The sequence below is a fragment of the Kitasatospora sp. NPDC038210 genome (assembly GCF_055600605.1).
Genome location: NZ_JBVJYK010000004.1, coordinates 488,923 through 502,730, shown reverse-complemented (window position 1 = coordinate 502,730; position 13,808 = coordinate 488,923). Strand labels below are relative to the sequence as shown.

The window sequence follows — 13,808 nt, the reverse complement described above, 5'->3', positions numbered from 1 at the left end:
AAACCGCCGGAAAACAGATCTCCCGGGGCTACCGCTGAGGCGTCCTCAGCAGCGCGTCGAGAACCGCCACGGGCGAGCCGGGCGACATCCGACGACGGGCTTCGAGTGACGCGAGCCACATCCGGGTCAGCCCCTCCATGAGGTCCCGGCGCATCTCCGGCGTGATGTGGGAGTAGCGGGCCTGGACCGAGCCGTCCTCGTGCCCCATCCGCTCGTCCTTGAGCTTCGGCGGCGTCCGCAGCTCGTCCATCATCGTCTTGTGCGCGTGCCGCAGCCCGTGTGGGGTGAGGCCGCGCGCGATCGGCAGCCAGCAGGCCTGCGCCCGGCCGGCGGCTCCCCGACCACGGGTCGGGATCCCGGGCCACGGCTCGGCCAGTACCGGCACCGGGCGGGCCTCCTCCGGCGCCTTCTTCGGGTACCAGCCGGTGGCGGCCGGGTGGAACAGCCAGGTGGCGAACCCGTTCCTCCGCCAGTGCGCCGCGTTCTCCCCGGACGCCTGCCAGCGGACGTAGCCGAGCTCGGCCATGGCCTTCTCCACCCGCACCCGGGTGGCCTCGGCCACCGCCGCCGGGCGGTTGAGCACGTTGGACACGGTCCCGGTGGAGACGCCGGCGGCTCGCGCGACGTCGACCAGCTTCGCGCCGGGCCGGTGGGCCGCGCCGTTGGCGGCCCCGTGGCCGCTGAAGACGTACCGCAGGCCGTGGCACTCGCAGGGCGTCTGGCTAGCCCGCGCGAGCTGCCCCGCGAGCAGCTCGGAGAGGAACTCAGGCGTGTCGATCGTGCGGTAGGAGTCGTCCTTGGGCGGGCACCGGTGCAGCTCGCCGGAGTCCAGCTCGTACAGCTGGTGCTCGACCCGGACGGCGGCCGACCTGACGAACTCGGTCTCCAGGCCGACGATTTCACCCCAGCGCATGCCCGTGTAGCCCTTGAGGACGAGGGCAACGAACTCGTCGTCGCGGCCCGAGAGCAACGCCGCCCGCTCGGCGATCAGCAGGATGCCGAGGGCATCGGTCACCACCTTCTCGGGTCCGCGGTTGCGCGAGCGACCGGCGCGCTTGCCCCGGCCGCGACGACGGGTCGCCGGGTTGGAGTCCCGGAGCCCCTCGTCCACGGCGTCCGCGAGGATCAGGTGCAGGGTGCCGCGCCACGTCTTGATGCTGCTGGCCGCGTAGCCGCGCTCGCGCTCCTTGCGCTCCCAGGCGTCGATGCCGCCCTTGGTGATCTCACCGATCAGGGCGTTCTCGAACTCAGGGAGCAGGTGCTCCTCGATGTGGCGGCGATAGTTCTGCATGGTGGACGCGGCCAGGTCTTGGCCCTCGTACCAGCCACTCGCGTACTCGCCGAACGTCATCCGCTCAGGCTCCGGAGCGGCTGGCGGTTGAGCCGCCTCCTTGGCTACCTCGTCCTCAGCAATCCCGGCAGCCTTCTCGGCAGCGCGCTTGGTCTTGTAGCGGACCGCCTTCCCGTTGGCGTCGAGGACGGTCCCGTACTTGCCGGGCGCGATCTTGTACCGGGCGCGCCAGTAGTCGCCCCGGTTCTCGCCGTATCCCAATGTGTTCTCTCTGTGGCAGGGCCACGCCCGACGGTGGCGCCGGGCGGGGCATGTGGGGGTGGTCAGGCAGCGTCCGGCTGGTGAAGCGCCGCCCTACGCGGCATCCGCGCCCGGAGCCGGACACCCGATCGGGTCTGCTGCGGCTCACGGTCCGGTTTCTTCAGGACCGCAACGGCGGCGACGGTGGTGTGCGGTGCGGTCACGATGGCGGGCCGCACCTCGTACATGCGGACGATCTCGGCGAACTGCTCGGCCGTGAAGCGGTAGGCCCGACCGGGCTTGGTGAACGGGATTCGCCCCCGACGCGCCTGCTCCTTCACCCACCACTCGGACATGCCGATCGCCTTGGCGATGTCGGCCGGGTAGTAGAGCGGCGGCAGTGCTCCCGGTTCCTTGGGCATGCGGACTCCTCCGGATCGACCTCGGTGGGGCTTCGCCCCTTCCTTCTCTGGGATCCGCTACTGCCGCTACTGCCGCTACCTCCCTGGTCAGGGGCATGTTTTTGGTAGCGGATTTGGTAGCGGTAGCGGATTGGTGCCGCTCCCGCCGGGGTGGGCGGGAGCGGCGGGAGGCCTACGTCGCGGTGGCGGCCGGCGGGGCGGGTAGCGGTTCCGTATCCGCTACCTCGGGCGTATCCGCTACCGGAAACAGGGCCCTGACCTGCGCGGTAGCGGCAGTAGCGGCAGTAGCGGATTCCTGGGAGCGAGGGGGACGGGGCGGGCAGTACCGCAGCCAGGCGTCGGCGAGATCGGCGGCGTAGTAGCCCTTGGCGCTGCTCTTGGGGCCGGTCTTGATGTTGCGGGGCTTGATGGGGTCGTTGTCGGCGGTGACGTAGTCGCCGAGCATGCGGGCGAGGGCGCGGGCGGTGACGGGCTTGCCGTCGAGGTCGGCCCACGGGGCGTCGTCCATCTCGGCGAGCTTGTTCAGCAGGTCGGCGCTGAGCATGCGTTCGGCGCCGTCGAAGATGTCGCGCAGGTCGGTCAGGAGGCGGATGCCGATGCTGCCCTTGTCGTTGGCCTTGGCGGCGGTGACGAGCTGGACGCAGGCGGCGCGGGCGCGCTGGGGCCAGTGTCCGCCGGCGGCGTCGGCGACGGCGAGCAGGGGCTCCCACACGTCGGCGGGGCGGTCGCTGATGCCTTCGGGTAGCTCGGGCCACGCGTCGTGGAGCTGGTCGCGGACGGTGTTGGCCCAGGCGGCGAGGCGGTCGCGCAGGGCGTTGCCCTCGGCCTTGTGGATGCGCTCCCGGTACGCCTCCACCCGCTCGTTGGGGGCACGGCGGCGCATCCGGATGATGACGGAGCGGCTCATGATGGTGTCGGGAAGATCGCCGAGACCGGCGGTCGCGAGGGCGGAGTAGACGGGGAACGGCTGAACCGTCTGGGTGGAGCCGTCCCCGACACACCGGTAGACGACCCCGCCGCGACGGTGGCCGGCGTTGATGAGGCCGCGCAGATCCTCGTTGCCCGCCGCCTTGGGGCCGAAGACCGTGTCGATCTCGTCGAGCAGGACGGTCGGGCGGGCGTCGGCGTCGGACATCGAGCGGAACAGTGCGGCCGGGCTGACGTCGGTGGTGATCATCGGTCGGGGGACGAGTCCGTCGATGATCTCCAGAGAGCGGGTCTTGCCGGAGCCGGGTTCCGGGGAGAGGAACGCAATGCGCGGGGTGGACTCGAAGCAGTCGAGCAGGTGGGTGTGGGCGTCCCAGAGCACGACGGCGACGTAGGCGGCTTCGCTGGGGAAGACGTTGAAGCGGCGGTGGTGGGCTTCGACGGCGTCAAGCAGGGCGGCGCCGTCCTCGGTCGTGGTGGTGACGGGCGGGTTGGGATCGGTCATGCTGGCCTCTCCGGTTCGGTAGGGCTGGATGGGAGCGGGCCGCCGGTCTTTGGTGAGAGGGGCGGCCCGCTTCGAGCAGGTCAGGCGGCGTGGGCGCCGGCGGCGGTGAAGCCGCGGGCGACGGCGCGGCTGGCGTAGTCGTGCGGGACGCCGACCGCGACGGCGGTGTCGATGAGTCGTTGGGCGATGGTGTCGAGTCCGCAGGGGCCGGGGCAGCGGGTGTGCTGGGCGGCGAGGAAGCGGGCGACGCCGAAGGCCTGCGATCCGGCGCCGGTCTCGGGGCAGTCGGCGATTTTGGCGAGGCCCCGTTGCAGCCCGGTGTTGATGTAGCGGTCGGTGTGGCGGCAGCCGTGGGCCACGGTGCGGGTCCAGGTCGGCGGGGGTGAAGAGGCCACCCGCGCCGCGCTCGGCGGCGGGGTGGCCTCTTCCTTGTCGACCAGGGCGCGGACGGCGTCGGGCAGCGAGGTGATGCTTCCGATGCCGTAGCCGCGCCAACGGGCGTACGCCATGGTGGACTTGACGTCCACATCGGGGCGGACCCTGTTGGCAGAGGCCATCGCGCCCCGGTAGACCCAGTGTTCGCCCCGGGTGCTGGGCACGGTGAGCGTCGGCGGCAGGGCGGTGCGGGCCCAGGTGACGGCGTCGGCGCTGTCGAGGTCGACCACGGTCAAGTCGGCGCCGCCCGGGTGGTAGGCCACCGCTTCGGCCTCCCGCCACGCCCGCAGCCACGGGGGGCTGGTCAGGACGGCGGGGTCGGTGGTGGCGGCGGCCCACGCGTGGCAGGGCGCCGGGCAGGTGCACGGGCCCGGGACTTTCATGGTCGGCCGGCCGCCGCAGGCGTTGTCCTTACAGGCCGGGCAGTTGCCGACCGGCCGTTTCCCGACCCGCAACGGCAGGACGGGAAGGCCGAGCCGGGCCAGTTCGAGGGCGAGTTGCAGGATGGGGTTCACGCCGGTCTCCAGACGTCGGCGGGGGCTGCTCTGCGGCGTGCTGTTCGGCGCAGACCTTGTGTGCGGGCCTGCGCTGCTCGTCGCGAAGCGGGGTGGGACGGCCGCACCAGCGGCAGGGGCGGGGGCCGGTGCGGTCGTAGTGGTGGGCGTCGCGCCAGTCCAGGACGGTCGCCACGACGGTGTCCTACGCGGCCTGCGCGGCGGGTACGGCACGCAGCTGGGCGGCGGCCTGTCGGCCGATCAGTTCCGTGTAGGCCGGGGGGATGGCCTCGGCGATCTCGCGGCGCACGGTGGTCCAGTGGATGCCCATGGCGTCCTGCCACTCGGGCACGCTGCCCTTGCCGCCGCCGCTGCCGTAAACCTGGAAGTACCGGCCCTGTGCGGGGCTGACGTACCGTCCGTGGCGGTAGCCGATGGTCAGGCCCCGGTGCGGGACGTGTGGCGGCTGGTCGAGGACGAGGCCGCCGCCGGCGTCGAAGTTGCGGTGCCTGAGCACGCGCAGGCCGAACATCTCCCCGCACAGCGTGAGGTCGATCCTCATGCGGCGGGAGGCGCGGCCCGGGGGCTGCTCGATCACGTAGGGGCGGCCGGTGGCTTCGAGGGCGTCGCGGGTGGGGTCGAGCAGGTCCGCGTACCGGTCGCGGCGGGCGGCGTTGGTCCCCGCGGTGAGCGTGCAGTCGAACTGGCAGGGCGGTCCGGCGGAGATCAGGTCGAAGCTGCGGCCGTGGGCGGTGATGGTCTCGACCGCGTCGCCGCGCAGGAACGGGAAGGGGTAGTTGGGCTGGTCGAGGATGTCGACGCCGACGACGTCGAACCCGGCCAGCCAGAACCCCATGCCGGCGCCGCCGATGTTGCAGTAGGCGTCCAGCACGGTCATGCCGTTCCACGGCCGCGCGGGCAGCCACTCGGCCGCCGGGCGCAGGGCCAGGGAGAGGCCCGGGGCGTTCACCGGGTACCGCCGAGCAGGTCGGCGACGAGCGGGGCGAGGTGCCGGTTGGCGTACTCGGCGAGGGCGTGGACCACGGCCTTGGCCTCGTGGGTGAGCGTGTGGCCAGGCCGGGTCGTGGTGGGCGTGATGAGGATGCGGTCCGGGATCGGGAGAAGCACGGTGGCGGTCACCAGGACGGCGGGGCGGTCGGTGCGCTCCGGGCTGACCAGCACGGGCCACTGCTCGTTCGAGCGGGACCACGGGGCGCGCTCCCAGTCCAGCGGCCGGCTGGCGGGGCGGTGGGTGAGAGCGCTGTGCCGCAGACCGACCTTCGCGCAGAAGTGGGCGCAGTCGTCGTAGTCGACGAACACCTCGATCTGGTGCAGGTCGGGTCGGACGGCCGCGTAGCCGGGGGCCATGACAGGGCTCGTGGCGACGCGCCACGCGGCGACGGCGAACTCCACCGGGAGGAGCGGCTGGCCGTCCTCGTGGAATTCGTCGGCGTGGTGGGCGATGTAGGCGCCGTAGCGGGAGTGGCCGTCGCTGGCGTCCTCGCGGTCGGCGGTGTCGTCGACGACGACGAGCGTGGAGTGGTCGAACTGGGGCATGCTGGTCCCATCTCTGTGAAGGGGATGCACGGCCTCGCACCAGCCGACTCTCTGCCAAGAAATGGAGGCTGGTGTGGGGCTTCGTGCTGTGCGGCAGCGGGTCTGCCGGTCCCTCGCACCGTCCGGGCCCCAGCCTCTGCTGCGGCGGTGGTCCGGGCGGCACGGTGGGTCGGGCAGGCGGTCAGTCAGCGAAGTCGCGCGGTTCGATGTAGCGCAGCCACTTGTTGGCGTAGCCGAGCAGGATGCGCTTGGCGTGTTCGCTCTCGTGCAGCTCGGCCGCGTCGTAGACGTAGACGGCCGCCTTGTTGAGCAGGTGGGCGTCCACGCGCATGAGGTCGTCGGTGTCGGCGCGCTGGGCTGCGATCTCCGCTGCCTGCTCGATGGCGTGGAGTAGCTCGTCCTCGTCGGAGATGGTCAGGTCGTTGTTCCTCAACGCGGCCTTGAGGGTGGAGAGATGGGTGTCCACGAGTTGGGCGAAAGTGCTCTCAAGCATGTGGTTCTCCGGGTCAGCGGTTGCGGTTGGTGACGTTGACGCTCACGTTCACGGCGCCCTGCCCGCCCCGACCGCCTCCGCCGCTGCTGTTCTTGAGGAGGTAGATGACGCCGAGGGCGGCGACGAGCAGGCCGAGGCCGGTGGTGGCGGCGGCGAGGGTCTGCAGGAGGAAGCCGACGCCGAGTCCGGCGCCGCCGATGCCGATGCCGCCGGCGAGCAGGCGGGCGGGCCACGGGTCCCGTGCCGGAACCGGCACGGGGAGCGGTGCGGCGGTGTGCTGGGCGGGCGCGTAGCCGAATGCGGGGTGGATCGGGGCGGGGAGCTGCGCGGCCGGCTGGTAGAGCGCGAGGGGTGCCGGGGCGGGCTGGGCGGCGTAGTAGGGGGTGCCGTCCTGGGTGTAGAGCACCGGGGCGGCGAACGGCTGCGGGTTGGTGGTGTGGTCCACGGTGCTTCTCCTGTCGGCGGGGCCTGGGGGTCAGTGGATGGTGGAGACGTAGTGCGCGAGGGAGGCGAGGGCGCTGTTCACGGGCGCGGCGAGACCGGTGCCGGCGACGGTGAAGCCGGACAGCCACACCAGGACGGCGGATCCGGCGCTGACGCGCTGGGCGCGGACGAGGACAACGGTGATGACGGCGAACAGGAGAGCGGAGGAGACGGAGACGATCACAGCGGGGTCCTTCCGGGCGCCCCGGGGCGTTTCCGGGGCGTGGTCGAGCGGTGAGGGAGGGGTGTCAGGGGCGTGCGGGTTGGGGGTGTCAGAAGCGTCAGGAGTGGGTGTCAGACGCGTCAGACACCCCTCGCGCGCACGCGTTACCTGGGGAAAACGGCCCGTTCGGTGTCAGGGCCGTCTGACGCGTCAGACGCGTCAGGGCTGTCAGAAGCGGGCCGGGAGCGGTTCAGGCGGCGGCCAGCCGGAGCGGGACGATCGCGTAGCGGCCGGCCTCGTCGGTCTCCCGCAGACGGCCGGTCTCGACCATCTCGGCGACCTGTCCGGACACCCAGCTGCGGGAGCGGTGGAAGCGGTCGCAGTGCTCCATGAAGTCGGCCGGGCCGACCTCGGTGAGGCCCGCGGCTTCGAACTCGGCCAGCAGCTCGGCCATGATCTTCTTGGCCTCGGCCTTGCCTACGCGGGTGCGCGGCGGGATCTCGGGCGGGGCGATCTCCACGACCCGGTCGACGGGCGGGAGTTCGGCGTCCGGGTCGATCCATCCGTCCTCGTCGCCGTCGGCGTCGTCGGTGGGGTCGATGTCGTAGTCGTAGTGCACCGGGGCGTTCTCCTGGTCGTAGATCCCGCCGTCGTCGCAGCTGTCGGCGGTGAGGGTGGGCAGGGGGTAGCGGGTGCGCTGGGTGAAGGCGGGACCGACCGCGTTCGCGGCGGCCTTGGCGGTGACCGGGTCGCAGGCGGACCGGATCCCGGCGAACTCGGCGACGGCCCAGTTCATGGCGTCCACCGGGGTGAGGTAGGCGCGGCCGGGGGTGGCCCAGAACGTCTCGGGGATGCCGTTGGCGACCAGGTAGGAGTAGCCAGGCTTCTTGTCCTTCCAGACGTGCGGCGCGGCGCCGGCGTCCATGGCCTCGTCCGGGAGGGCGAACTGCGCGTCCCGGTCGTCACGCAGGCCGAACACCCACGACGAGCCGAGCGAGGCGCGGGTGTCGGTGCTCATCTGGGTGTGGGAGGCGCGCTGCATCGAGACGACCAGGGACATCCCGGCGGAACGGGCTTCCTGCGCGGGGCCGGTGAACACGTCGTCGTCCGTTTCACGGAGGGTCTTGGCAGCCTCCTCGAACCAGGCGATGAGGTAGGGCATGCCCGGGGAGCCGTCGGCCTGCGTCTCGGCGCAGGCGGGTTCCCACTGCTTGTAGCCGTACTTCGCCAGCCAGGACGTGCGGGCCGGGATGACGGCCTTGAGTGCCGTGATCATGGCCTTGGTGTCGTCCATGGTGAGCGCGGCCCAGTCGAGGGCGGGCAGCAGCGGGCCGAGGGTCTGCTCGGCCTTGGCCGGGTCGGACGCCCACACGATCACGTCGCGTCGGGTGATGACCTCGGTCAGCGCGGTCAGGCCGCCTTCGGACTTGCCGGAGCCGGTCATCCCCATGATCAGCAGGTGCATGGCGTTGCGGTGCGCGTCCGGATTGCCGGGGAAGAAGGCCGCCATGTCGGCGCCGTCCTCATAGATGCCCAGGTGGACCGGGTCGGCGATCGACCCGCCCGGGTGCGAGGGGCCCGGGTAGGAGGCGCCGGCCTTGAGCAGGTCATGGGGCACGACGGTGAGCGTGGTGCGGGAGGAGTCGTCCGGGTCCGGGGTCGTGCGCAGGGCGTTCTTGGCGACCCGCAGCGCGCCGGCCAGCTTGGGCAGCGCCTTCGATACGTCGTCCGGCGTCAGCTCCCCGCCGGGAAGCTGCAGTTCGAACTCTGCCTTGTTGGGCTGAACCTTCGCGGAGGTGACCAGGGTCTTGGCGAGACCGACCTTCTCCAGGAGTCCCTTGTCGCCGTCGTTCGGGGCGCCGTCGGGGTTGACCCGCAGCAGCTGGCGGATGTTCCACGTCGCGGCGAGGGCCGGTGCCCCTATCAGGTAGAGGCTGGGCAGGGGGCCGGCGGCGGGTCCGGCGAGGGCGGCGGCGGTGAACCAGGACGTGCCCGCGGCGACGGTGATGGCGGAGTGGAGGCGGCGCTGCTGGCTGGTGGGCTTGCCCGCCCACCAGGTGGCGGCGGTCAGGCCGAGGGAGGCGAGGGTGAGTCCGACCGCGCCGGCGGCGGACTCGTTCCACATCAGGTTCGCGGGCAGGGAGAGGATGCCGGTGCCGGCGGCGACCAGCCACGGTGGCAGGTAGGGCTTGGCGCGGTGGAGCAGGTACTCGCCGACGCCGCCGGCGTGCTGGTTGGGGTCGAGGTGCAGGTATCCGGCGTGCTGGCCGGTGTCGAACTGGGCGATCTGGGGCTGAGGCTGGCGGCGCATGGGCGGCCTCCCGGGGCTGCGGGGCGTGGGGTGGGGCCCGGCCCGGGGCAGCGCGCGGCACAGCTCACCCGACCGATGGGAGGCGAGGGCGCGCGCCCTGCCCCGGGTCGGGGATCAGAGCGGGATCAGCCGCCGAAGTCGAAGCGGCGGCGGGGCTGGCGGGGCTTGGCCACGCGGGAGATCTCGGGGTCGTACTCGCGCTGGAACGCGGCGTAGGTGCGGGCGATCTCGGCGGCGCAGTCCTTGGCGTCGTCGGCGGCCTTCTTCAGGTGCTTGGACACCCGGCGGGCACGGGTCAGCGAGCCGAACGGCCGGCCGTCGGCGTCGGGGACCTCCTTCAGCACGGCCTGAAGGATCTCGAAGGCCATAGCGAGGTCGAAGGAGAGCTGGGCGAACGTGGCGCGGCCACGCTCGCAGAACTCGCGCACGTCGGCGTTGGTGAAGAACTCCGGGTCGCCCAGCGGGGAGTAGCCGCGCCCGCCACCGCCCTGCCCGCTGCCGGACGGGGTGCCGATCGGGCCGGACGCCGGACCGGGCCCGCCGGGGCCCCGGCCGCCGCCGTACCCGGCGCCGCCCATGCCACCGCCGGCGGCGGTGGTGCGGGTGTAGGAGAAGTGGTAGCTCGGCCCGACGCGGGTCCGGGAGTTGCCGCCGGGCGGCGGTGGCGTCTTCCCGCCCCCGGCCGGGTTGCCGGAGCGGCGCGGGGGCGGGAACGGGCTTCCGGCGTTGTTGGGAGGGGTGCTCATCTGCTGTCTCCTCGGGGAGTTCAGTCGGTCTCGGCGGTGAGCGGGGTGGTGGCGCGGGTGCGGCGGTGCTGCCACCAGAGCGTCTGGGCGGTGGCGGTGCCGGCCAGCCACAAGAGGGCGAGCAGGCCGTTCGCGGGGCCGAACCAGACGGCCAGCGCCGACCAGGCAAGGCCGGTCGACCAGGCGGCGACGGAGCGGGTGCGGGCGCGGGCCTTGCGGCGCACGGCCGAGCGCGGGTGACGGCGCACGGCCAGCTGCCACCCGGCGGGCAGCAGCACCGCCGGGACGGCGAGGGCGAGCGCGGCGGCCGGGACGGCGGACAGCACACCGGCCGCCCCGAAGACGCCGATCCCGGCCCAGACCGGGGCCCACGCGACCCGGCCACGCCACAGCGCACGCCCGGTCGCGAGAGCCAACCGGCCGCTCAGCGACGGCTGGTGGGGGACGACGAGCACGACCGGGGCGGTGCCCCGGCCGAGATCGACCACGTGCGCGGCGGGCCCTCGACGGCGCCCACGGCCGCGCTGGGCCGGTATCTGAACCTTGGTGGTGCGGATGCGGGCCATGCGAACCTCCGAGGCGGTCAGAGCCGGTAGGGCTCCAGCGAGAAGAACAGGACGTTGCCGGCCGCGAGTTCGGGCCTCTGCTGCGTCAGCCAGTCCCGGATGTCCAGGTAGGCGCGCTCGCGGTTGCCGCCGGGGGCGGCGGTGATGCTGCCGTTGTGGGTGACGACGGCGTAGCCGTTGTGCACCGGGTACTGGAGCGTGATCAGCCAGGTGTGGGTGGGCTCGGCGGCCGGGGGGTGGTGGTGTCGGACACGGTTCCTCCGGTCAGGCGGCGGCCGACGCGTTGTCGGCGCAGTTCAGGCAGGTGTCGAGGCGTGCGGGGAGCACGTAGCCGGCGTCCTGCCCGCAGGCGGGGCAGGTGCGGCGGGCGGCGTTGGCCTTGGCGAGGGCGGCGGCCTTCGCGGGGGTCATGGGCCGCACGGGCTTGGCCAGCGCGAGGCGGTAGAGGTAGGCGGGGCGGGTGCCGCCGTAGCGGGAGCGCCACATGATCTGCGCGGCGACGTCCTGACCGCCGGGGCGCAGGCCCTTGGCGCGGAGCTGCCGGCGGGTGAAGAGGCCACGCGGCGCCATGCGCCACGGGTAGGTGGGCGTGCCGCCGTGGCGGACGCCGTCGGGGTCCCAGTGGCGGGGGCGGCTCACGCGGCCACCGCCTCGGTGCCGCCGTCCTGCTGCTCGCTGAGCCGCTTGTAGACGACGCTGACGTAGGCCGGGGAGCGGGTGGAGCGACGGGCGGCTTCGCGCTGCGAGATGCCGTCGCGCCAGCACTCCTCGATCACGCGGGCGGCCTCTGCGCCGTCCAGCCGGGCCGGTTCCTGCGGGCCGGTGTTCACCTCGTCGGCCGAGGCGTTCACCTCGTCCTCGGCGGTGAACGCCTCGCGCGTCGGGGTGTTCACCGGGCGCGGTCCTTCCGGGTAGACCGGGCCGTCGATCACGTCGTCGACGGTGTCCGCGGCCGGGGCGACGGTCGGTTCGGCGGGGTCCGTCGGAGCGGGGTGAACGGGGGTGAGCGGCGGGTGAACGGGCTCGGTGTTCACCGCGTTCACCCCGCCCGCCGGGAGCGCCTCCCGGCCCTCCGCAACGGGGCTGGACGGCAGGACTGGGGCGGCCTGCGGGGCGGGAGTGAACGGCGCGGTCGGGAGGGTGAACAACGGCACGTTCACCACCTGCCGGGCGGCACGCGGGATCGTCGCCGGGCGGGTCCGCAGCGGCGGCTGAGAGCCACGGGCAAGACGGGCCAGAGCCCGGCGGTAGGCCGGTCCAGCCTCGGCGACGAGCAGCAGCAACAGCGGCGGGATCAGGTGGATCACCACGCCGACCAGGTCTTTCGCCAGCGCGGCGGCACCGATGTTGAGCCAGACCGTGGCCAGCCCGGTGACCCACCGGAAGAGGGCCGGCCAGCGTCCGGCGCTCACCCCGAAGCGGGAGAGGGTGCTGTCCGCCTGGAGGCTCAGGATGAAGCAGCCGTCGGCGGCGACGGCCATCACGGGGCCGGTGCCGACGGTCGAATGGGCGTCGATGAACGGTGCGGCGGTCGACATGCTCACCGCGACCACCGCCCCCGTCAACACCCACGTGCCGACGCTGATCACGAGCGACGTGCGGCGGATCTGGGCCGGGCTGGGCACCTCGGTGAGCACCGGGTGAACACCCCCGCCGGTGCGGTGAACGTTCACCCGGCACCCCCGGCGTTCACCCGGGCCCGGTCGCGGGCCGCCCGCCGCATCACGCGGTTGCGCTCGCGCTCGTTCAGGCCACCGAAGACGCCGTGCGGCTCGCGCCGCTCCAACGCGTCGGCGAGGCACAGAGACTTCACCGGGCAGCCGGCGCAGATCATCTTGGCGCGGCGCTCGGCCCACTCGGCGGCCGCGGGCCCCATCTCCTCGGGGTCCGGGAAGAACAGGTTCGTGTCACTGCCCGCGCAGGCAGCGCCGCGCAGGTCGCTGTCCGGGTTCGGGCGGTACTCGGCCAGCACGGTCGCTGCCGGACGCGCGGCCAGGTGCGGGGTGCGGGTCGCACCGCTGACGATCGTGCGGAGCTGTGCCATCATGCCGCCGCCTTCCAGGTCAGCACCCGGCGGCGCTCGGCGGTGCGCATCAAGGCCGACGCGAACCGGGCCGCCGGCGCGGGCAGGTCCCGCAGGACCGCGCGGGCGACGTCGAGCCGGACCTGCCGGTCCTCGTCGGAGCTGTCCGTGGTGCCGTCGAACAGCTCGGTGTCGACGCCGAAGCCGAAGTCGGCTCCGGTCCCGAAGGCCAGTTCCGCGAACTCCTCAGGGGTCGCGGCCTGCTGGCCTGCAACAATCAGTTTCATGGGTTCACCTCGTCCAATCTGGGGGTGAGCCCGCAGGGCCGCCGCGCCTACCTTGGCCGGGAGCGCGGCGGCCCGACTCATGCGGGCTGGGCTTCTCGTCGTTCACGAGCAGCCGCGGAACCCGACGCGGGCCCGCCGCCGTGAGGGCGGCCGACGCGCGCCGGGGACCGTGATCGCTGGTAACGCGACCGGAAGCGGTGAGCCCCGCCCGCTGTCAGCGGCGGGGCCGGATACAGATCTGGGGCATGCCCATGGGCGCGCCCTCCTCAGATCGAAGCCCCTGCCGGGGCTGGTGGTTGGGGTTGCCCGTCCTACGGGCGTCAGGTCTCTCGGGCCTGGTCCGGTGCTTCGTCTCTGCTCAGCACCAGCAGGGCGGCGCACCCGGAACGGGGTGCTGCGTGGCTCGCTGCCGCCGGCGACATCACCCGGTCACCACGGGGGCGGTCTGTCTCATCCCGCCACGTGCGTTGGGACTCCGCTGTACTCCCGGTTTCGCCACCCAGCCGTACGAATCGGCATGGTCAGCGTCCCGTTCGGCCCCACATCCCCGGAGGGATGGCATGCCACTGCGTAGGGGGAGAGCATCGCTGCCCTCGCGTCGGTCCCGCACGATCACTGTTCAGTTCTCAAGGAACTGCGCTTCCCTGGCCGACCCTGGCGGGCCAACTTCCGGGCGCATTTGTCCAGCTCAGGGCAGCCCAAAGAAGGGCCCCAAGAGCTGATGGAGATTGCGGCGGTCCGGCTTGCTTGCGGACCGTCCTGCTGCGACAAGCCTGCTCCGACGCATGGCGCCGAACCAATGACGGCCTGTCATATGAGGTCCTACGCCGTGGCGTTGCCCTCACAACAAACATGGTGCACCTAG

Annotated in this window: 17 protein-coding genes; all 17 read right to left on the bottom strand. The window is 72.7% G+C overall.

All coding sequences use genetic code 11. From position 1 onward, the window contains the following. Positions 1–28: 28 nt before the first annotated feature. Entirely contained in the window at positions 29–1,552 is a 1,524-nt protein-coding gene (locus ACZ7KX_RS11455; protein ID WP_470326263.1) for a tyrosine-type recombinase/integrase, read from the bottom strand. 62 nt (positions 1,553–1,614) lie between these two features. Beyond that, complete coding sequence (locus ACZ7KX_RS11450; RefSeq protein ID WP_470326262.1) at positions 1,615–1,953, bottom strand: DNA-binding protein; 339 nt, start codon at positions 1,951–1,953, stop codon at positions 1,615–1,617. A gap of 172 nt (positions 1,954–2,125) precedes the next feature. Beyond that, positions 2,126–3,385, bottom strand: a complete 1,260-nt coding sequence (locus tag ACZ7KX_RS11445) for a DUF3631 domain-containing protein (RefSeq protein WP_470326261.1) — start codon at positions 3,383–3,385, stop codon at positions 2,126–2,128. Positions 3,386–3,465: 80 nt separating this feature from the next. After that, positions 3,466–4,335, bottom strand: a complete 870-nt coding sequence (locus tag ACZ7KX_RS11440) for a bifunctional DNA primase/polymerase (protein ID WP_470326260.1) — start codon at positions 4,333–4,335, stop codon at positions 3,466–3,468. A 184-nt stretch (positions 4,336–4,519) separates the two neighbouring features. After that, positions 4,520–5,284 carry a DNA methylase gene (locus tag ACZ7KX_RS11435; protein WP_470326259.1) on the bottom strand — a complete coding sequence of 255 codons (765 nt, stop codon included), beginning with the start codon at positions 5,282–5,284 and terminating at the stop codon, positions 4,520–4,522. Further along, the gene (locus ACZ7KX_RS11430; RefSeq protein WP_470326258.1) at positions 5,281–5,871 is read right to left on the bottom strand and encodes a hypothetical protein; all 591 of its coding nucleotides are present in this window, start codon (positions 5,869–5,871) and stop codon (positions 5,281–5,283) included. Before ACZ7KX_RS11430 ends, ACZ7KX_RS11435 begins: the two co-directional genes overlap by 4 nt. Before the next feature lie 181 nt (positions 5,872–6,052). Next, on the bottom strand, positions 6,053–6,364 hold the full coding sequence (locus ACZ7KX_RS11425; RefSeq protein WP_470326257.1) for a hypothetical protein: 312 nt from the start codon (positions 6,362–6,364) through the stop codon (positions 6,053–6,055). A gap of 13 nt (positions 6,365–6,377) precedes the next feature. Then, a complete protein-coding gene (locus ACZ7KX_RS11420) occupies positions 6,378–6,809 on the bottom strand; it encodes a hypothetical protein (protein ID WP_470326256.1) in 432 nt (143 codons plus the stop codon). 30 nt (positions 6,810–6,839) lie between these two features. After that, positions 6,840–7,031 (bottom strand): hypothetical protein, encoded by a 192-nt coding sequence (locus tag ACZ7KX_RS11415; RefSeq protein ID WP_470326255.1) that lies wholly within the window; start codon positions 7,029–7,031, stop codon positions 6,840–6,842. Between the two features lie 229 nt (positions 7,032–7,260). Beyond that, on the bottom strand, positions 7,261–9,321 hold the full coding sequence (traB, locus tag ACZ7KX_RS11410) for a plasmid transfer protein TraB (protein ID WP_470326254.1): 2,061 nt from the start codon (positions 9,319–9,321) through the stop codon (positions 7,261–7,263). Positions 9,322–9,446: 125 nt separating this feature from the next. Beyond that, entirely contained in the window at positions 9,447–10,067 is a 621-nt protein-coding gene (gene traA / locus ACZ7KX_RS11405) for a plasmid transfer protein TraA (protein ID WP_470326253.1), read from the bottom strand. A 20-nt stretch (positions 10,068–10,087) separates the two neighbouring features. After that, positions 10,088–10,633 carry a hypothetical protein gene (locus ACZ7KX_RS11400; RefSeq protein ID WP_470326252.1) on the bottom strand — a complete coding sequence of 182 codons (546 nt, stop codon included), beginning with the start codon at positions 10,631–10,633 and terminating at the stop codon, positions 10,088–10,090. Positions 10,634–10,650: 17 nt separating this feature from the next. Then, a complete protein-coding gene (locus ACZ7KX_RS11395; protein WP_470326251.1) occupies positions 10,651–10,818 on the bottom strand; it encodes a hypothetical protein in 168 nt (55 codons plus the stop codon). 79 nt (positions 10,819–10,897) lie between these two features. Then, positions 10,898–11,272: an RRQRL motif-containing zinc-binding protein gene (locus ACZ7KX_RS11390; RefSeq protein ID WP_470326250.1), complete on the bottom strand. Its 375-nt coding sequence runs from the start codon at positions 11,270–11,272 to the stop codon at positions 10,898–10,900. Further along, the gene (locus ACZ7KX_RS11385) at positions 11,269–12,171 is read right to left on the bottom strand and encodes a hypothetical protein (RefSeq protein ID WP_470326309.1); all 903 of its coding nucleotides are present in this window, start codon (positions 12,169–12,171) and stop codon (positions 11,269–11,271) included. Before ACZ7KX_RS11385 ends, ACZ7KX_RS11390 begins: the two co-directional genes overlap by 4 nt. Positions 12,172–12,302: 131 nt before the next feature. Continuing rightward, complete coding sequence (locus tag ACZ7KX_RS11380; protein WP_470326249.1) at positions 12,303–12,680, bottom strand: WhiB family transcriptional regulator; 378 nt, start codon at positions 12,678–12,680, stop codon at positions 12,303–12,305. After that, complete coding sequence (locus ACZ7KX_RS11375) at positions 12,677–12,943, bottom strand: hypothetical protein (RefSeq protein ID WP_470326248.1); 267 nt, start codon at positions 12,941–12,943, stop codon at positions 12,677–12,679. Before ACZ7KX_RS11375 ends, ACZ7KX_RS11380 begins: the two co-directional genes overlap by 4 nt. Between the last annotated feature and the right edge of the window lie 865 nt (positions 12,944–13,808).